The organism is Streptomyces sp. NPDC055013, from assembly GCF_053608645.1.
Window position 1 is genome coordinate 42,567 of record NZ_JBSGVW010000023.1, and the last position, 18,333, is coordinate 60,899.

The 18,333-nt window shown below is 71.2% G+C and carries 17 protein-coding genes and 1 pseudogene; 4 read left to right on the plus strand and 14 right to left on the minus strand.

Annotation, left to right across the window (positions count from 1 at the left end; all coding sequences use genetic code 11):
- Positions 1 to 12: 12 nt before the first annotated feature.
- Positions 13 to 1,266: a styrene monooxygenase/indole monooxygenase family protein gene (locus ACWGDB_RS25835; RefSeq protein ID WP_453824587.1), complete on the plus strand. Its 1,254-nt coding sequence runs from the start codon at positions 13 to 15 to the stop codon at positions 1,264 to 1,266.
- Here the strand turns inward: ACWGDB_RS25835 and ACWGDB_RS25840 are convergent.
- The 4 genes from ACWGDB_RS25840 to ACWGDB_RS25855 form a co-directional block, all read right to left on the minus strand.
- On the minus strand, positions 1,184 to 2,344 hold the full coding sequence (locus tag ACWGDB_RS25840; RefSeq protein WP_453824588.1) for a C40 family peptidase: 1,161 nt from the start codon (positions 2,342 to 2,344) through the stop codon (positions 1,184 to 1,186). The genes ACWGDB_RS25835 and ACWGDB_RS25840 overlap by 83 nt on opposite strands.
- A 102-nt stretch (positions 2,345 to 2,446) precedes the next feature.
- The gene (locus ACWGDB_RS25845; RefSeq protein WP_453824589.1) at positions 2,447 to 2,749 is read right to left on the minus strand and encodes a hypothetical protein; all 303 of its coding nucleotides are present in this window, start codon (positions 2,747 to 2,749) and stop codon (positions 2,447 to 2,449) included.
- Positions 2,750 to 2,759: 10 nt separating this feature from the next.
- Complete coding sequence (locus ACWGDB_RS25850) at positions 2,760 to 3,437, minus strand: TetR/AcrR family transcriptional regulator (protein WP_453824590.1); 678 nt, start codon at positions 3,435 to 3,437, stop codon at positions 2,760 to 2,762.
- A gap of 325 nt (positions 3,438 to 3,762) precedes the next feature.
- The gene (locus ACWGDB_RS25855; protein ID WP_383602753.1) at positions 3,763 to 4,701 is read right to left on the minus strand and encodes an AurF N-oxygenase family protein; all 939 of its coding nucleotides are present in this window, start codon (positions 4,699 to 4,701) and stop codon (positions 3,763 to 3,765) included.
- Positions 4,702 to 4,828: 127 nt separating this feature from the next.
- Between ACWGDB_RS25855 and ACWGDB_RS25860 the strand changes: the two genes are divergently transcribed.
- Positions 4,829 to 5,944 (plus strand): ferritin-like domain-containing protein, encoded by a 1,116-nt coding sequence (locus tag ACWGDB_RS25860; protein ID WP_453824591.1) that lies wholly within the window; start codon positions 4,829 to 4,831, stop codon positions 5,942 to 5,944.
- 11 nt (positions 5,945 to 5,955) lie between these two features.
- On the opposite strand, the gene ACWGDB_RS25865 is transcribed toward ACWGDB_RS25860, so the two are convergent.
- The 6 genes from ACWGDB_RS25865 to ACWGDB_RS25890 all read right to left on the minus strand — a co-directional run bounded on the left by ACWGDB_RS25865 (position 5,956) and on the right by ACWGDB_RS25890 (position 12,126).
- Positions 5,956 to 6,474: a DUF3291 domain-containing protein gene (locus ACWGDB_RS25865; protein WP_453824592.1), complete on the minus strand. Its 519-nt coding sequence runs from the start codon at positions 6,472 to 6,474 to the stop codon at positions 5,956 to 5,958.
- A 71-nt stretch (positions 6,475 to 6,545) separates the two neighbouring features.
- Positions 6,546 to 8,024 carry a penicillin-binding transpeptidase domain-containing protein gene (locus ACWGDB_RS25870; RefSeq protein WP_453824593.1) on the minus strand — a complete coding sequence of 493 codons (1,479 nt, stop codon included), beginning with the start codon at positions 8,022 to 8,024 and terminating at the stop codon, positions 6,546 to 6,548.
- A complete protein-coding gene (locus ACWGDB_RS25875; protein ID WP_453824594.1) occupies positions 8,021 to 9,439 on the minus strand; it encodes an FtsW/RodA/SpoVE family cell cycle protein in 1,419 nt (472 codons plus the stop codon). Before ACWGDB_RS25875 ends, ACWGDB_RS25870 begins: the two co-directional genes overlap by 4 nt.
- 104 nt (positions 9,440 to 9,543) lie before the next feature.
- On the minus strand, positions 9,544 to 10,779 hold the full coding sequence (locus ACWGDB_RS25880; protein WP_453824595.1) for an ATP-binding protein: 1,236 nt from the start codon (positions 10,777 to 10,779) through the stop codon (positions 9,544 to 9,546).
- Positions 10,776 to 11,528 carry a hypothetical protein gene (locus tag ACWGDB_RS25885; protein WP_453824596.1) on the minus strand — a complete coding sequence of 251 codons (753 nt, stop codon included), beginning with the start codon at positions 11,526 to 11,528 and terminating at the stop codon, positions 10,776 to 10,778. The genes ACWGDB_RS25880 and ACWGDB_RS25885 overlap by 4 nt, the downstream gene beginning before the upstream one ends.
- A 91-nt stretch (positions 11,529 to 11,619) precedes the next feature.
- A complete protein-coding gene (locus ACWGDB_RS25890) occupies positions 11,620 to 12,126 on the minus strand; it encodes a protein-tyrosine phosphatase family protein (RefSeq protein ID WP_453824597.1) in 507 nt (168 codons plus the stop codon).
- 121 nt (positions 12,127 to 12,247) lie between these two features.
- On the opposite strand from ACWGDB_RS25890, the gene ACWGDB_RS25895 reads away from it, so the two are divergent.
- A complete protein-coding gene (locus ACWGDB_RS25895; RefSeq protein ID WP_453824598.1) occupies positions 12,248 to 13,057 on the plus strand; it encodes a nuclease-related domain-containing protein in 810 nt (269 codons plus the stop codon).
- 183 nt (positions 13,058 to 13,240) lie between these two features.
- Here ACWGDB_RS25895 and ligD read toward each other — a convergent pair whose 3' ends face one another.
- Positions 13,241 to 14,122 carry a non-homologous end-joining DNA ligase gene (gene ligD / locus ACWGDB_RS25900; protein WP_453824599.1) on the minus strand — a complete coding sequence of 294 codons (882 nt, stop codon included), beginning with the start codon at positions 14,120 to 14,122 and terminating at the stop codon, positions 13,241 to 13,243.
- 71 nt (positions 14,123 to 14,193) lie between these two features.
- Between ligD and ku the strand changes: the two genes are divergently transcribed.
- A complete protein-coding gene (gene ku / locus ACWGDB_RS25905) occupies positions 14,194 to 15,237 on the plus strand; it encodes a non-homologous end joining protein Ku (protein ID WP_453824600.1) in 1,044 nt (347 codons plus the stop codon).
- Positions 15,238 to 15,252: 15 nt separating this feature from the next.
- Here the strand turns inward: ku and ACWGDB_RS25910 are convergent.
- The 3 genes and pseudogenes from ACWGDB_RS25910 to ACWGDB_RS25920 form a co-directional block, all read right to left on the minus strand.
- Positions 15,253 to 15,481: pseudogene (locus tag ACWGDB_RS25910) on the minus strand (3-oxoacyl-ACP synthase); the annotation flags it as partial.
- A 42-nt stretch (positions 15,482 to 15,523) separates the two neighbouring features.
- Positions 15,524 to 16,282, minus strand: a complete 759-nt coding sequence (locus tag ACWGDB_RS25915; RefSeq protein WP_453824601.1) for a thioesterase II family protein — start codon at positions 16,280 to 16,282, stop codon at positions 15,524 to 15,526.
- Entirely contained in the window at positions 16,279 to 18,324 is a 2,046-nt protein-coding gene (locus ACWGDB_RS25920) for a beta-ketoacyl synthase N-terminal-like domain-containing protein (RefSeq protein WP_453824602.1), read from the minus strand. The genes ACWGDB_RS25915 and ACWGDB_RS25920 overlap by 4 nt, the downstream gene beginning before the upstream one ends.
- Between the last annotated feature and the right edge of the window lie 9 nt (positions 18,325 to 18,333).

Here is an 18,333-nt window from a genome sequence, read left to right on the forward strand (position 1 = left end):
GAACAACCCCGGATGCGGAAGATACTCGTCGTCGGAGCCGGCCAGTCCGGACTCCAGATAGCCCTCGGACTCCAGTCGAACGGGTACGAGGTCACCCTGATGTCCAACCGGACGGCGGACGAGATCCGCTCCGGCCGGGTCATGTCCACGCAGTGCATGTTCCACACGGCACTCCAGCACGAGCGCGATCTCCAGCTGAACTTCTGGGAGTCCCAGGCCCCGAAGATCGAGGGGCTCGGCGTCTCGGTGGCGGCTCCCGGCTCCTGGGGCGAGGGCCCCGCCGCGCGCGCGATCGACTGGCTGGGGCGCCTCGACGGCTTCGCGCAGTCGGTCGACCAGCGGGTGAAGATGGCCGGCTGGATGGAGACGTTCGCGCAGCGCGGCGGCCAGCTGGTCATCCACGGCGCCGCGGTCGGCGACCTCGACTACTTCTCCCGTACGTACGACCTGGTGCTGGTGTCGGCCGGCAAGGGCGAGCTCGTCCAGATGTTCGGGCGGGACGCCGAGCGGTCCCCGTACAGCGAGCCGCAGCGCGCGCTTGCCGTGGCGTACGTCCACGGCCTGGGCCCGCGTCCGGAGCACCCGGACACCGAAGGCGTCCGCTGCAACCTCGTACCCGGCGTCGGCGAGCTCTTCGTCATGCCCACCCTGACGACCTCCGGGCGCGCGGACATCCTGTTCTGGGAGGGCATACCCGGCGGGCCGCTCGATGCCTTCGACGGCGTGAAGGACCCGGCGGAGCACCTCTCCCTGACCCTGGAACTCATGGAGAAGTACGTGCCCTGGGAGTACGCGCGGGCGACCAAGGTCGAGCTCACGGACGCGGGCGGCACGCTGAGCGGGCGGTACGCGCCGACCGTGCGCACCCCCGTCGGGCAGCTTCCCGGCGGCGGGCTCGTGCTGGGCGTGGCCGATGTCGTGGTCGCCAACGACCCGATCACCGGGCAGGGCTCCAACTCCGCGTCCAAGTGCGCGGCCGCGTACCTCGCCTCGATCCTCGAGCACGGCGACAAGGAGTTCGACGAGGCGTGGATGCGCGCCACCTTCGACCGCTACTGGGACACCGCGCAGCACGTCACCAAGTGGACGAACGCGATGCTGGCGCCGCCGCCCGAGCACATCCTCAACCTCATCGGCGCGGCCGAGCAGTTGCCGCCGGTCGCCGACCGGTTCGCCAACGGGTTCAATGATCCGGCCGACTTTGAGAACTTCTTTTACGAGCCGGAGAAGACCGGGGCTTATCTCGCGGAGGTTTCGGGGGCCTGACCTCGGGACGTACCGCCCCCAGGAGCGGGTTCGACGCGATCGGGGAGACCTTGATCTTCTCGCCGGGGCGGGGGGCCTGGATCACCTTGCCCTTGCCGACGTACATGGCCACGTGCGTGGCGTCCGGGAAGTAGATCACCAGGTCGCCCGGTCGCAGTTCGGTCAGGGGGATGCGGTCGAGCCGTGCCCACTGCTCCTGGCTCGTGCGGGGGATGCGGGTGCCGGCGTGCGCCCAGGCCTCCGACGTCAGGCCCGAGCAGTCGTATGACTTCGGGCCCTCCGCGCCCCACTTGTAGGGCTTTCCGAGCTGCTTCCTGGCGTAGCGGATCGCACGGTTGGCCTCGGAGGACGGCTTGTGGTCCTCCTTGGCCAGCTCGCCGGATGCCATGAGGTCCTGCTGGGCTTTGGTGATGCTCTTCTTCTCGAACGCCGCCAGGGCGGTGAGCTGGCCGGCGGTCAGGGACGCCAGGAGCTCCTCGACCTTCTTGAGACGCTTGTGCACGGCGTCCCTGTTCTTCTTCTGGCGTTCGGCCAGGACGAGTTGGTCGTCCAAGGCCTTGCGGGCCCGGTGGGCCAGTTCGTCGGCCTTGCGTTCCGTGCCGGTCAGGCGGCCTACCGTTTCTGCACGCTCGCGTGCCAGCAGGCCGATCACGTGGCCCTGGTCCAGCGCGTGCTGGGGGTCGCGGGCCAGGAGCAGGCGCACGTACGGGGAGATGTCGGTGCTGTTCTGGTACTGCTGGCGGGCCAGGCGGCCGGCCGCGTCCCGGCTGTCGTGCAGGGAGAGGCGGGCGCGGGACAGGGCGGTGTCCAGGCGGGTGACCTCGGCGCGCTGCTTCTTGAGCTCTTCCTCGGTGGCGTTGTAGGTCTCCGTCGCCTTCTCGGTCTCGCGGTAGAGACGCTGAAGGCCTGTCAGGAGCCGTGCGGTGGAGTGCTCCTGCGGGTCGGGGGCGGGCTCGGGCGCCGCGGTCGCGGGTGAGGATGCGGCTGCCGACGCGAGGATCGTCGCGGTCGCCGTGGCCGTCGCCGCCGACACCGCCGTTGTGCGGGCCCGACGCAGCAGCCTTCGCCTTCCTGACACGTCATCACCTCCGGTGCGGAGAGGCTTTCTGCTCCGTACCGTGAGGATCAGGCGGGGGAGACCGGTTCGCGCGGTAGGTGTGCGCGGCTCGGCTCAGTGACTTCACTCGTTCGAGTCGTGTGGCTTGCTCTGCGGCGTGGTGTCTGGCTTGGACCAGGGCCAGTTCAGGCGGCGGCCATGCTTGCCCTCGGGGTCGTACTCGTACTTCCAGCGCTGGGAGAGGCTCATGCGGGCGCCCGGTGTGCGGGCTACGCGGCGGTAGACGAGGACCGTGGGCTCGCCGCCGTGCGGGTCGGGGACGGGGATGCGGTACGTCTTGGGCGGGTGGCCCGTCATGCCCAGCAGTACGGGCAGGACCCGGCCGTCCATGGGGCCGCCCTCGAAGGGGGTGTCTTCGCTCTTCACGGCACCAGTCTCAGCCATCCGCGGTCGGCTGCTCGGCCGGCTGCTCCGCCAGCTTCTCGGTCAGGGCGGCGGTCTGGGGGTCCCGGCCCGCGGTGACGGAGAGTGCGGCCACGAACTGCTCCACCAGCCAGTCCCGCAGTTCCTCCACGGGAGGCTGCTTGCCCTCGTCCAGCCAGATCAGGGAGGCCGCCTCGACCGCGGTGATCCACATCCGTACGGTCATGCGCAGCAGGCGGCCGGGGCCGGTGACGTCCAGGTGCCGGAGGATGTGCTCCGCCGCGGCGCGGCGTACGCCGTCGACGATGGCCGTCGTGCGGGACGTCTCCACGACGCTGCCGCCCTGGAGTAGGGCGCTGAACCCGGCGTCGTGCTGGTCGACGAAGGTCAGGTAGCGGTCGAGGGCGCGGGACAGCCGGGGGACGAGGGGGCCCGCGAGGGGTTCGTCGAAGCAGTGCTGGAGTTCCTCGGCGGCCGAGCGCAGGGCGGCCTCGTAGAGCTGTTGCTTCCCGCCGGGGAAGTAGCGGTACACCAGGGGGCGGGAGACACCGGCTGCCTCTGCCACGTCGTCCAGGGAGACGTCCTCGGGGGCTCGGTGTGCGAAGAGCGTGAGGGCGGCGTTGAGGAGTTGGGTGCGGCGTTCCTCGACGCTCAGGCGACGGTAGGCGGGGGTGGGGGCCGAGGGCGTCATGACCAGCAGGGTAGTCGCCGGGGTTGGGCGGGGGTGCCTGCGGCGGCCTCCGGCGGTTGGGCGGGGGTGCTTGCGGGGGCCTGTGGCTGGTGGGTGTGGGTGCCCGTTTTGATGCCTGCGGCGGCCTGTGGCGGTTCGGTGGGGGTTCGCGTAGCGCCTGACGGTGGGTGGTGGGTCGGGGCCGTGCCGGGGGGTGTCCGTCCTCGGACCGGCGGTTGGGGTCGGGCAGGGTGGTCCCCGTTTCTTGACGCCGGCCACTGCGGGCGGACACCCCCCGGCACGTCCCCTTGCGTCCCTACGCGGGTGCTGCGCCGCGTGGGTGCTACTAGGCCAGTAGGCCCGATGACTTCCACAGGCGGCGGCCCGCTCCGCGCAGTACGCCGATGTCGTCCAGGAAGTCCGTCAGGCGTTTCGCGCCTGTCTGCATGACCTCGCGGCGGTGGGCGCTGGCCTTGACCTGGGCCATGGCCTCGCGCCTGTCCAGGCCTACGTTCGTGTAGACCTCGGGGTTGACGAAGGCCACGGAGAAGACGCGGGCGAACTCGCCGGAGGTGATGCGGGTGAACTCCTGGGACCACCTCGGGGCCGTCACCATCTGGCGGCGCAGTTCCTCACGGGCGTAGCGGACGTGGCGGGCCTCCTCGACCACGTGGATGCGGGTGACGCCCCGGACCAGGGGCTGGACGCGCTCGTCCGGGAAGGTCAGGCGCTGCATCCAGTCGAGGACCTCCTCGCCGAGGAGGGTGGCCGTGAAGGAGCCGGGGGTGGTGGAGATCGTCTTGAAGAGGCGGCCCAGGTTCTGGTGTGCGCGGCTGACGGGGTACCAGGGTGTGTCGCCGTGGGAGATCAGGCGGGCGAACATCTTGGAGTGGCGGCACTCGTCCTCGATCTCGGTGAGTGCGTAGCGGACGTGTGCGCTCGTCGCCGCCTTGTCGTAGATGTGGCGGACCAGGAGCTGCATGAGGATGATCTCGAACCAGATGCCCAGGGAGGCGAGGGCCGCGGCCTCGTGCTGGGAGAGGAGGACGCGCTGTTCCTCGCTCATGCGCTTCCACAGCGGGGTGTCGTAGAGCGAGACCAGCTCGGGGGGCCAGAACCACTTGCCCTCCTCGTAGGGCGCGTCCCAGTCGAGTTCCTTGTCGGGGTCGAAGGAGTGCTTGGCGGAAGAGGCGAGCAGCCGCTCGGCCACCTGCTCGCGGTCCTTGAGCAGGCCGAGTGCGTCGCGCAGCCCGTCGATCGCGTCGGCTTCCGTCAGGGTCGTCATCGGTCTCTCACCTCTGTTACCCGGGGGTACGTCGTCCGACTGTTATGAGACTGCTTGTCAGCAAGCTCGTCAATCCCTTGCGCAGGACTTGTTGACCGCTCGTCTATCGCGTGTGAGCCTGCGAGGCATGCCGACATACGACCTGTACGCCAAGGATCCGGGGCAATCGATCTGGCAGGTGCCGGCGTCCGGCGCGGCCCGTTTCAGCTGGGAGTACGACGGCGGGCGTGACCGGCTTCTGGCCCTGTACCAGAAGGGCAAGGACAAGCAGTGGGACGGGCAGCTGCGGATCGACTGGGAGTTGGAGGTCGATCCGTACGACGCGCTCGGCACGCCGGACGAGTCGATGGCGCTGTACGGGACGCCGTACTGGGCCAGGATGAGCGAGCGGGAGAAGGGCGAGCTGCGCAAGCACTACGCCTCCTGGCAGTTCAGCCAGTTTCTCCACGGTGAGCAGGGCGCGATGATCTGCGCCGCGCGGATCGTGGAGTCGGTGCCGGACATGGACGCGAAGTTCTACTCGGCCACGCAGACCATGGACGAGGCGCGGCACGCCGAGATCTACGGGCGCTTTCTGCACGAGAAGATCGGCATGCTCTATCCGATCAACGACAATCTGCAGTCGCTGTTGGGTGACACGCTGCGGGACAGTCGCTGGGACATGCCCTATCTCGGCATGCAGGTGCTGATCGAGGGGCTCGCGCTGGCCGCCTTCGGGATGATCCGGGACACCACCGACAAGCCCCTGCCCAAGCAGATCCTGGCCTATGTGATGCAGGACGAGGCGCGGTACGTGGCCTTCGGACGCATGGCGCTTCGCGACTACTACAAGCAGTTGAGCGAGGCCGAGCTCCGGGAGCGTGAGGAGTTCGTCATCGAGGGCTGCTATCTGATGCGGGACCGGCTGCGGGGTGTCGAGGTCCTCGAGAACTTCGGCATTCCGAAGGGCGAGGCCGAGCAGATCAGTGAGCGGTCCGAGTTTCTGCAGTTGTTCCGGCGGCTGCTCTTCTCGCGCATCGTCCCCTGCGTCAAGGACATCGGGCTGTGGGGCGAGCGCCTCCAGCAGGCCTATGTGGACATGGGGGTGTTCGAGATGGGGGACTCGAATCTGGACCTGCTGATGGCTCAGGACGAGGAGATCGCCGAGAAGCTCGACGCCGAGCGCTTCGCGGCGGAGGAGCGGGAGCGGGTCGCGGAGGTCGAGGGCGCGATCGAGGCGGGGGCCGAGGCCGAGCCGGCCTAGGCCGATCCGTCCTAGACCGAGCAGCCCAGGCCCTCCGGCACCTCGCCGAGCAGCGGCTTCGCCCCCTGTGGCGGGAACGGCGTGCGCAGCGTGAAGGCGTAGGGGGTCGGGCCGTTCGTGCGCAGGTGCAGGAGCCGGGACTCGGCCTCCGCGACCGTCGGGCGGTGGCCCGCGGGGACCCACCACAGGGCCACCATCGCCTCCTGCACCTTGTCGAACCACTCGCGGCGGCGGGCCAGCATCTCGCGGTGGCGGCCCTGGTACATGTACGCGGTCAGGGCGTTCGTGTCCCGCCACACCGACATGTTGATGATCAGCCAGTCGTCGCCGAAGACACTCACGTCCGTCGCGTCGCCCGTCTCGCCCTCCAGCCGCCACACGAAGCCGTCGGCGGCGTCGGCATCGGCGTTCACCGGGTCGAGGCTGTCGACGAAGTCCTTCAACTGCGGGGAGTCCAGCGGGGCCTTGAGGCGGGCGATGTTGACCTGGGCGAGTTCGTAGGCGGCTTCCTGCGTGGCTGATGTCGTCATGGACCGAACGATAGGTCGGGCGGCTGCGGGGTTGCAGGGGGTGTCTCAGTACGTGGGCATGGTCGCCTGCGTCAACCGTCCTCGGGTGAGGGGGACTTCAGTACCGCCTCCATCACCGCCCGCGCGATCGGCGCCGCGTCCCCGCCGCCGCTGATCTCGCCCCGGTCGGCGTCCGCGTCCTCCACCACCACGGCGACGGCGACCTTGGGCTCCAGGTCGGTGTCGCCCTGCGCCCAGGAGACGAACCAGGCGTAGGGCGTACCGGAGTTGCCGAGCCCGTGCTGGGCCGTGCCGGTCTTGCCGCCCACCGTCGTGCCGGGGATCCAGGCGTTCGTGCCGGTGCCCTCGCGGACCACGTCCACCATGAGTTCCTTGAGGAGGACGGCGGTCGACGGGCGCATGGCCTGCCGCATCGGGCGGGATCCGGCCGTCGAGACCGTGGAGCCGCCCGCCCTGGTCGTGCGCTCCACCAGGTACGGCGACCGTACCTGGCCGCCGTTCGCCACGGCCGCCGCGACCATCGCCATCTGCAGGGGGGTGGCGCGGGTGTTGTACTGGCCGATCGACGACAGGGCGAGCTGGGCCTTGTCCACCTCGGTGTCGAAGGTGCTCTCGGCGACCGAGTAGGGGATCTTGAGGTTCGGGTCGTTGAAGCCGAAGGCGGCCGCGGTCGCCGCCATCCGGTCCACCCCGACCTTGACGCCCAGCTTGGCGAACACCGTGTTGCACGACCACTCGAAGGCCTTGCGCAGCGGTGCGTTCCGGCAGCCCTTGGACTCGTTCGTGAGCGAGGTCCTGGTGCCCGGGAGGGTGTACGGCTCCGGGGAGTCGGTGCGGTCGTCCAGGTCCTCGACGACGCCCGAGTCCAGGGCCGCCGCCGCCGTCATCACCTTGAAGGTCGAACCCGGCGGATACGTCTTGCGCACCGCCCGGTTGAGCATCGGCTTGTCGGCGTCGCGGTTCAGGGTCGACCAGGACCTGGCCACCGCCGAGCGGTTCCCGGACAGGACGGACGGGTCGTACGACGGGGCGGACACCAGGGCCAGGATCCGGCCCGTCGACGGCTCGATGGCCGCCACCGCGCCCTTGCGGCCGGCGAGGCCCTCGTACGCCGCCTCCTGCGCAGCCTTGCGAAGCGTGGTCACCACGTTGCCCCCGGGGTTGCGGTCGCGGACGGCGACGCCGTTCCACAGCGGGAACGGCGTCAGCAGCGGGTTCGTGCCCGACAGGACGCCGTCCTCGGTGTGCTCCAGCAGGGTCGTGCCGTACACCTGCGAGGCGAAGCCGGTGACGGGGGCGTACATCGGGCCGTTCGTGTACGTCCGTTCGTAGCGGAGGTGCTCACCGGTGTCCCGGGAGCCGGTGACCGGTGTGCCGTCGACCAGGATGTCGCCGCGCGGCTGCCCGTAACGGGCGATCGTGGTGCGGCGGTTGGCGATGTTGTCGTCGTAGGACGGCGCCTCGAAGACCTGGATGCGGGCGGCGTTCACGAGCAGCGCGCTCAGCAGCAGCGCGCAGAAGAAGGCGGCGTGCCGGATGTGCCGGGTCATCGGGCGGCCTCCGCGGTGGCGTCGGGTTCCGTCGGCACGGCGGCCTCCTCGCTCTTGGGGACGCCGAGGCGACTGCGCGCCCGGTCGCTCACCCGGATCAGCAGCGCCACGATCGCCCAGTTGGTGACCACCGAGGAGCCGCCCTGTGCCAGGAACGGCATCGCCATGCCGGTCAGCGGGATGAGGCCCGTCACCCCGCCGGCGATCACGAACACCTGCAGCGCCACGATCGAGGCGAGCCCCACCGCGAGGAGGCGGCCGAAGGGGTCGCGCAGGGCGAGGCCCGCCCGGTAGCCGCGCTCCACCAGCAGGCCGTAGAGCAGGAAGATTGCGGACAGGCCCGCCAGGCCCAGCTCCTCCCCGGCCGTCGCCAGGATGAAGTCGGACTTGGCGGCGAAGCCGATCAGGATCGAGTGGCCGAGGCCCAGTCCGGTGCCGAGCATGCCGCCCGCCGCGAAGGCGAACAGCGACTGGGACAGCTGGTTCGGGCCCTCGCCCGCCTCGATCGACGCGAACGGATGCTGCCAGTCCTCGACCCTGCCGTGCACATGCGGCTCCAACTGCCCCACGGCCACCGCGCCGAGCGCCGCGAGCAGCAGGCCGAGCGCGATCCATCCGGTGCGGCCGGTGGCGACGTAGAGAAGGACCACGAACAGGCCGAAGAACAACAGCGAGGTGCCCAGGTCGCGTTCGAGGATCAGTACGCCCACGCTCAGCAGCCAGATGGCGACGATCGGGCCGAGGACGCGCCCGGTGGGCAGTTGCAGCCGGTTGACGCCGAAGACGCGGTGGCCGGTGTACGCCAGCGCGCTGCGGTTGGCGGCCAGGTACGCCGCGAAGAACACCGCGAGCAGCACCTTCGCGAACTCACCGGGCTGGATGGAGAATCCTGCGATCCGGATCCAGATGCGGGCGCCGTTCACGGCCGGGAAGAAGATCGGCAGGGTGAGGAGAACGAGCGCGGCCACGACACACACGTAGGAGTAGCGCTGCAGCACGCGGTGGTCGCGCAGCAGGAGGACGACCACGATGAACAGGGCCACCCCCAGCGTGGACCACACGAGTTGGGCGGGCGCCGCCCGGTCGTCCGGTGTCTCCAGGTCGAGCCGGTAGATCAGGACCAGGCCGAGGCCGTTGAGCAGCACGCCGATCGGCAGCAGCAGCGGGTCGGCGCAGGGGGCGCGCAGGCGCACCGCCAGATGCGCGACCAGCGCGAGTACGCCGAGCCCGGCGCCGTAGCCGGCGGCGCCGGGTGGGACGGCGTTGTTCTTGGCGAGGCCGACCGCGCAGTAGCCGTACACGGAGAGCAGGACGGCCACGACGATGAGGGCCAGTTCGATGCCACGGCGCCGGGGGAGACGTGCGGCGGGAGCGGGCGCGTCCGCTGCCACCAGGGTGGATCCGGCCTTGGTCATGTCCGGAACTTACCCAATTAGTCCGTCTTGTGTGCCTTACGGCTCAGCGCCAGCGTGGCTTGGGGCCGATGGAGCGAGGAGGGGCGCCCTGACGGCGATCGCGTCTAGCGGAGCGTCAGCGTCGCAACGGCTCCGCCGTCCGCCGAATTGGTGAACGTCAGCCGCGCCCCGAGCACCTCCGCCTGCCCCAACGCGATGGTCAGCCCCAGCCCGTGCCCCTTGGACCCACCCTCCGTACGGAACCGCTGCGGCCCGTGCGCGACGAGGTACTCCGGATAGCCCACGCCGTGATCCCGCACGGTCACCACGGGCCCGTCCACCGTCAGAACGACCGGCCGACGCCCGTGTTTGTGCGCGTTCGCCACCAGGTTCCCCAACACCCGCTCCAGCCGCCGCCGGTCGGTCTCCACCACGGCGTCCCGCGCGACGACGACCTCGGTTTCCGTCCCGGACGCCCGCACCACCCGCTCGGCCAACGCCCCGAGCGGCTCGGTGTCCAGCTCCGACCGCTCACGTCCGCTGTCCAGACGTGAGATCTCCAGCAGATCCTCGGTCAGGGTGCGCAGCGCCGCCACCCGGTCCTGCACCAACTCGGTCGGCCGCCCCGTCGGGAGCAGCTCGGCCGCCGCGTGCAGCCCGGTCAACGGCGTCCGCAGCTCGTGCGCCACGTCCGCCGTGAACCGCTGCTCGGCGAGCAGCTTGCTCTGCAGCGAGGACGCCATGGAGTCGAGGGCGGCAGCAACGGAGGCCACCTCGTCCTGCGGCCGGGTCGGATCCTTCGTACGGGGATCGTCGACCCGCGCGTCCAGATCGCCCCCGCTGATCCGCCGGGCCACCCGGGCCGTGGCGTGCAGCCGGCGCGTCACGCGTGTCACCGCGAACGCGCCCACCAGCACCGTCGCGCCGATCGCCAGCGCCGACGACCAGACGATCGCGCGGTCCAGCCCTTCGATGGTGCGCGCCTGCTGCGAGTAGTCGACCTCGACCGCGAGGGCCCGCTCGCCGTCGGCGGGGCCGGCCGCCCACATCGTGGGGCGCCCCCGGTGGTCGGCGACCATCGTGCCGCGCTCCCCGGCCACCGCCAGCTCCCGCAGCGACTCGGGCAGCTCCGGCGGATCCAGGCCGACGCCGGACGGGAGGGTGTCCCCGGCCTCGAACGCGGTCGTCGCGTCCTCCAGCCGGGACAGCGCGAGCTCGCGGGCCTGGCCGACGGTCTGGTTCGTCACCGAGACGTGCACGAGGATGCCGAGCAGCGCGGCGAGCGCGCAGCACATCACCGTGATGAAGAGGGCGGCCTTCACGGCGAGCGGGCCGGCCCACCGGGGGAGCCCGAGTCTCATGGGGTGCTCGCCGACGGGGTGGCGGACGGGGAGAGGGAGGGCGACGCGGAGCGTGAGGGCGAGGGGCGGGGCGTCTTCTTGTGCGGCCCGGTGCGCAGCATCTCGTCGTGCGTGAGCAGCATCGCCTTCTGGTCCGCGTCCCAGGTCCACTGCAGCCGGTACTCGTACCCGGCGACCTCGGACGGCGAGCGTATGATCACCGACCGTCCGGCCAGCTCGACGCCGCTGACGGCGTCGTCCCAGGCCATCACCTGCACGAGCCGGTGCTTCTCGACGGTGTAGACGCGCACCGCGGTGGTCTTGCCCGGCATCAGCCGGAAGCCGAGCGTCAGCTCGGGCCGTCCGTCGCCGGTCAGATCCCGGTAGTACGGCCGCAGCACCGGGCACTTGCCGCGCCCGGCGCCCTCGTCGCAATCGGCCATCAGACTGCCGGTCTCGCGGTACATCGCGTCCTTGCCGCTGTACTCGTCCCGGTGGCCGGCGATCTCCTTGCGTACGACCGACACCGGCTGCACATCGCGGATGTCGCCCTTGGGCAGGTCGACGCCCTTCACGACCTCCCTGTTCACCTCGCCCACGACATAGGCGGGGCTGGACGCCGGCGTCAGTTTCGGCCACAGCTTGTCCGGGCTCACCGCGACCTCGGTCGGGCCCGCGCCCTGGAGCTCCCCGGCGTCACCACAGGCGGTCGTGGCCGCCAGCAGCAGGGCGACGAGCACGACGAGGCGCGCGGGGCGGCTGCGGGGCACGGTTCTCCTGGGGATCGGGTGGTGTCGGCCCGTACACACTATTCGGACGGAAGTCCTTTTTGCGCACCCGGTGGGCGGACGGGCGAAACGATTACTCGGCGAGCTCCTCAAGGAGCCGGGCGGTCGACAGTCCGGCGCGGAGGTAGTCGACGAACAGCTCGTTGTGCAGGGCCCACGGAGAGCGGCGGGAGCGTATCAGCCGGATCGCCTGCTCGGCGGAGTGGTTCCGGCGGACCAGGGCGTGGGCGATGACGAGCCCCGAGCGGTTGTAGCCGTGGTGGCAGCGCACGAGGACCCTGCGGCCCCCGTCCAGCGCCTCGCAGGCGGCCTCGGCCAGCCGTATCACCCCCGCGAGCTGGGTGCCGTCCAGCGGTCCGTCGGGGATCGGCCACACATGGTGCGCCACGCCGGGATCGGGCCCGTGGCCGGGCAGGCGCAGCAGAGTCTGTACGAGATCGAACTCGTCCCGTACGACGGCGAACTCCACTTTGCCCGACTGCCCCCGGAACTCGTGACCGCCCATCCACAGGCCGGGCACGATCTCGCTCCACGGGCTGTCCGGAGCCGGTACGTCGGGTTGCTTCCTGCGGGTACGCAACGGCGCCTCCCCCACCCCAGCACAGGCCCTGGGGGTGGTCTGCCCAACTCCTCTCAAAGGTAACCGGGTTCTTGCCCGCGCAGCACCCCGCCTGTTCCCATGGTCAGTGGGGTGATGGTGCATGAGCCAACTGCGCGTCATACCGACCTGGCGGCACGGCCAGGAGCGGCTCTACGTCTGCCTCACGGACGGGCGGAACATCGCCTGGTACGACCGTGAGGCGGCCCGGATCAACCTGCTCAGCGACGACCGCAGAGAGGATGTGCTGGAGGCGCTCGGGCCCTTCGTCACCGGCCCGGTGACGGTGGGGCCGCCCCCCGTCCCCACGCCCGCCGAGCTGGCCCGGCTGACCCTGCATCCCGACGACGACCTGGCCCCCAACCGTCCTGGCGAGGCGCTCCTGGTCTCCCTCGACCGCGACCCGGGACCCGTCGGCCGACTCCGCCGTCCCGACCCGCGGCAGCGGGCGCTGACGGCGCAGCAGACGGTCGGAGCGGAGCTGGACCGGCTCGACGGCGCGGGCTGGCACACACTGCACTCCGTGCCGCTGCCCGGCGGCGACCGCATCCATCACCTCGTGATCGGCCCCGGCGGGCTGTTCGCGCTGCACAGCCTGTACGCCCGTAAGCAGAAGGTGACCGTCGCCGACCCGATGGTCACCCTCGGCCGCCGGGACTCCCACCCCCTGCTCCGCCGCGTCCGCGCCGACGCCGACCGCGCCTCCTACGCCCTCACCGCCGAGGTCCGGCCCGTCCTCGCCCTGGTCGCCCCGTCCGACGTGACCGTCACCGGGCCGCTCCGGGAGGTCCGCGTCGTCAAGGACACGGAAGTGACGGGGCTGGCCCGGGAGGGCGGGGTTCTGAAACCGGCGGACGTGGAGGCGCTGCACGCGATGGCTCGGGACCGGGGGGTGTGGCGTGCGGCCGGCTGAGTTGTGGTGTCGGCTGCTGCGGGCCTTGCTGGGGGCTGCCGCCCCCAGACCCTCGCTGTCGGCCTGAACGGCCTCGTCCTCAAACTCCCCCAGAGGGGGTGCCCCCAGACGGGCTGGAATGCCTGGGCCTGGAAATTCAGCCCCTCCGGTCGGGAAGGGTAGGGGCGGCGGGGGCGAGGAACATCACGGCAGCAAACCCGCCGCGTCCCCGTCGAGCAGCGGAGCGAACAGGTCGCCGTACCCCTCCAGCCGCACAGCCAGATCCGGTGCCAGCACGGTCAACGCGTCCGGCGAGCGGCAGCCCTCCACCTCGTCCCACGTCACCGGCGCGGACACGGCAGGCTCACGCCGAGCGCGCAGCGTGTACGGCGTCGCCGTCGTCTTGCGGGCGGCGTTCTGGCTCCAGTCCACGAACACCTTGCCGGCCCGCAGACTCTTCGTCATCCGGTGGACCGCCAGCCGGGGCATGGCCTTCTCGGCCTCCACGGCAAGCTCCTTGGCGTACTCGGTGGCCCGCTCGGACGAGGCGGGACGGATGGCCGCGGCGAGATGCAGCCCCTTCGAGCCGGACGTCTTGGGGTACGCCTCGATACCGTCCGCCGCCAGCCGTTCCCGCAGCCAGAGGGCCACCTCGCAGCACTCCACCACCCCGGCGGGCGAACCGGGGTCGAGGTCGAAGACCAGCCGGTCGGCCTCGCCGGGAGCGTCGATCACCCACTGGGGCGTATGGAACTCGGTGACGAGGTTGGCCGCCCACATCAGACTGGCGAGGTCCTGCACGAACACCATGCGGGCCGGCCCCTCGACGCGGGGGACCTCGGCCGTGGTGACCCAGTCGGGAGTGCCCGGCGGAACGTTCTTGGTGAAGAACACCTGGCCGTCCGGACCGTCGGGGTAGCGCAGGAAGGACACCGGCCGATCCCGCAGATGCGGCAGCAGGGCGTCGGCCGTGGTCGCGTAGTAGTGCAGCAGCTCGCCCTTGGTGAAGCCGGTCGCCGGGTACAGCACCTTCTCCAGATTGCTGAGCGCCAGCCGTCGCCCCTCCACCTCTGTGATCGGCGTCATACGATGAGAATTCCAGAAAACACGGAGGATGTCCGGGTGATCCTGGCAAACCGATCGAAAGGGTGCTGCACGTGCGATCCATCTGGAACGGCGCCATCTCGTTCGGCCTGGTCAGCATCCCGATCAAGCTCGTGAACGCCACGGAGAACCGCTCGATCTCCTTCCGTCAGATCCACACCGAGGACGGCGGCCGTATCCGGTACCGCAAGGTCTGCGAACTGGAGGACCGCGAGGTCACCCAGGCCGAGATCGGCAAGGGCTACGAGGACGCGGACGGCACGATCATCCCGATCACCGACGAGGACCTGTCCCACCTGCCGCTCCCGACCGCGAAGACGATCGAGATCGTGGCGTTCGTGCCGGCGGAGCGCATCGACCCCCTCCAGATGGACAGCGCCTACTACCTCGCGGCGGGCGGCGCGCCCGCGGCCAAGCCGTACACCCTGCTGCGGGAGGCGCTGAAGCGGAGCCAGAAGGTGGCGATCGCCAAGTACGCGCTGCGCGGCCGTGAACGCCTGGGCATGCTGCGCGTGGTCGAGGACGCCATCGCCATGCACGGGCTGCTGTGGCCGGACGAGGTCCGCGCCCCGGAGGGCGTCGCGCCCGACGCGCACGTCACCGTGAACGACAAGGAGCTGGACCTCGCGGACGCCCTGATGGACACCCTCGGTGAGATCGAACTCGATGAACTGCACGACGAGTACCGCGAGGCCCTGGAGGAGGTCGTCGCCGCGAAGGCCGCCGGCGAGGCCCCGCCGGAGTCACCCGAACCGGCGAAGTCCGGCAAGGTCCTCGACCTGATGGCGGCCCTGGAGAAGAGCGTGCGGGCGGCGAAGGAGTCGCGCGGCGAAGAGCCGGCGGAGGCGGAGGTCAGGTCCCTGCCCCAGCGCAAGACGGCCCGGGCGGCGCCCAAACAGGCGGCGGGCAAGAAGTCGACGGCGGCGACGAAGAAGGCGGCGGCCAAGAAGACCGCGTCGTCGGCCAAGAAGTCCACCGCGAAGACGGCCCAGGGCGCGAAGAGGACAGCGGCCAAGTCGACGGCGAAGAGCACTGCCAAGAGCACCGCGAAGAAGACCACGGCCAAGAAGACGGCGTCACGCAAGCGCACCGCCTGAGGTCTCCGCGCGCCCCTATCTCCGCCGCAGCGCCGGCACCGCGTTGGGCCCGCCGAACCCGAACGAATTGCTGAGCACCAGGTCCCCGTCCGCCGGCAGGGCCCGCGGCACCCCCTCACCACATCCAGCCCGATCCGTCGTCGGCGTCCCCGCACCCGACGGTCGGCGGCACCACCCCGTGATGCAGCGTCAGGGCGGCGGCGACGGCCTCGAACCCGCCCGCCGCCCTGCCCAGTTCTCTCAGCTCTTGCACGTCACCTCTTGCACGTCCGTTCGACGCGCCCCCTCACATAAGCAGCGAGGTGATCAGCGCGAGCAACTCGTCTCGGCGCGGGGTGAGATAGAAGTGGTTCCCCTCGAAGGCCCGGACGTCCAGCTCTTCGGTCGTGACGTCCGCCCATGCCGAGAGGTCCTCGATCGTGCAGGCGGGATCGCGGTCGCCGCCGCAGGCCGTGACCGGAACTCCCAGCCGGTGCAGACGGGGCGGGCGGTACGTCGCCAGCAGCCCGAAGTCCGCGCGCAGGGCCGGCATGATCACCGGCCGCAGCGCGGGGTGTTCGTAGACGGCGGCGCCCTCGGGGTCCAGTCGCCGGACGTGGTCCAGGATCTCGGTGTCGGTCTGGAGCGGGCCCCGCGCCTGCTCCTGCGGGACACGGGGCCGGGTGCGGCCCGACACGATCAGGCGGGTGAGGGTGCGGCCGGGGACGTCCTCCAGACGGCGGGCCACCTCGTACGCCACCGACGAACCCATGCTGTGGCCGAAGAAGGCCAACGGCAGATCGTCGGTCACCTCGTGCAGCAGGGCCGTCGTGATCGCGTCCGCCAGCTCCTCCATCGTGGTCGCGCACGGGTCGGAGAAGCGGTCCTGGCGGCCGGGGTACTGCACCGACACGACGTCGATCTCCGGTGGCGTCAGCGTGGCCCAGTCGTGGAAGAAGCCCGCCGCGCCGCCGGCATGGGGAAAGCACACCAGGCGGATCTTCGCGCCGGGTGCGCTGACGCCCCTGAGCCATCGGGTCCCGCTGTCCGGGAGCGGGACGGTCATGACTCCGCCTCGAACTCGGACAGGAGGGCGTCGAGGGCGCCGTCGGCGCCACCGTTCTGTTTCATCTCGACGATGCGGTTCGTCATGTCCTTCAGTGTGACCGGTTCGAGGAACAGCTGGATCGGAACGTCGATGCCCAATTCGTCACGGAGCCTCCCGGCGAGGTGCACGGCCGTCAGTGAGTCGCCGCCCGCCTCGAAGTACGTCTGCTGCAGATCGGCGGCGCCGTTGAGATCCAGCGCCTCGATCACCAACTCGGCGACCACGGCCTCGAGTTCGCCCTCGGGCGACGGCGACGGCGACGGCGTCGATGCCGGTGTCGGCGGGCCCGGCGCCTCCGCCGTCCCCTCCGCCGCCGCGGGCCGCCTCAGCGTCAGCGCGCCGTGGCGGTCACCCGCGAACGGGTACGTCGGGAGCGACACCCGCCGTGCGTCCCCGTCGAGGGCCGGCCAGGTCACCTCCTCGCCGCCGAGCCAGGCCTCGCCCCGGGGGTCGGTCGTGCTGTCCCGGCGGCCGCCGGCCAGCGCCGCGAGCTTGTCGGCGGCCTCCCGTGCCTCGGCGGCCACGACATAACCGCGTACGGGCATCGCGACCCGGCCCGTGCGCAGGGTGTGGGCGACGTCGGCGAGGGGCGGGGCGTCCGCGGCGCGCAGGCGCCTCGCCAACCGGTCGGCGAGAGCGGCGAGTTGGGGCTCGGTACGGGCCGACAGCGGCAGGACCAGCGAGTGCGCGGCCGGATCCGGTCGGGTCGGCCGCTCCGGTGCCTCCTGCACCACCACGTGCACATTCGTGCCGCCGATCCCCACCGACGTCACGCCCGCCAGCCGGGGCAGGTTCGCCCTGTCCGGCCACTCCTCCGTCGCCGTCACCAGCCGCAGCGGCGCGTCCCGGAGTGCGGTGACCGGGCTGGTGACGTCCACCGTCGGGGCCAGCGTGGCGTTCTCCAGCATCAGGATCGTCTTGATCAGCGCCGCCGCCCCGGCCGCCGCGTCCGCATGCCCGATGTTCGACTTCACCGAGCCGAAGCCGATGCCGGCACCGCCCGCGAAGGCCGCGCTCGCCGCCTCCAGTTCGATCCGGTCCCCCAGCTCCGTCCCGGTCCCGTGCGCCTCCACATACTGTGCCGCCGACGGCTCCAGCCCCGCCGCCGCCCACGCCTCCGTGATCGCGGCCGTCTGCTGGTCCACCCCCGGAGCGGTGAACCCGACCTTCGCGGAACCGTCGTTGGTGACCGCCGTACCCCGGATCACCGCGCGCACCGGGTCACCGTCGGCCAGCGCGTCCTCCAGCCGGCGCAGCACCAGCACGCCCACCCCGCTGCCCGGCACCGTGCCGGCCGCCTTCTCGTCGAAGGGGCGGCAGCGGCCGTCGGGGGAGAAGATCCCGCCCTGGTAGTGGACGTAGCCCTGCTTGCGCACACCGCCGACGGCCACGCCGCCCGCGAGCGCCGTGTCGCACTCGCCGAGGAGGAGGGCCTGCACGGCGAGATGGACCGCCGTGAGCGAGGTCGAACAGGCCGTCTGGACCGTCATGCTCGGGCCGTCCAGCCCCAGGCGGTACGAGATCCACGGTGCCAGGAACTCGCGGTCGGTGAGGATTCGGACCTGAAGGGCGCCGATCGTCGCCGCGAGCGCCGGGTCGGTGCCGGCGGCCAGGGCGTGTTCGGTCGGGCTGCCGCCCACGTACACGCCGGTGCGGGACGGGGCGGTCAGCGGGGCGTGGCCCGCGTCCTCCAGGGCGGACCAGGCGGTCTCCAGCAGTACCCGGTGCTGCGGGTCCAGGGCCGCCGCCTCGGTGCGGCTGAAGCCGAAGAGGTCCGCCTCGAAGCGGTCCGCGTCCGCGAGCCGGCCCTGTGCGGCGACGTACGCGGGGTTGCGCAGCTCCGCCGCGTCCGCGCCGTCGGCGAGCAACTCCTTCTCGGTGAAGGTGGACAGGGAGCAGACGCCGTCGCGCAGGTTGGCCCAGTAGGCCTCCAGGTCCGGCGCGCCGGGGAAGCGGCCGCTCATGCCGACGACGGCCACCGCGGATTCGAGATCCTGCATCGGGACTTC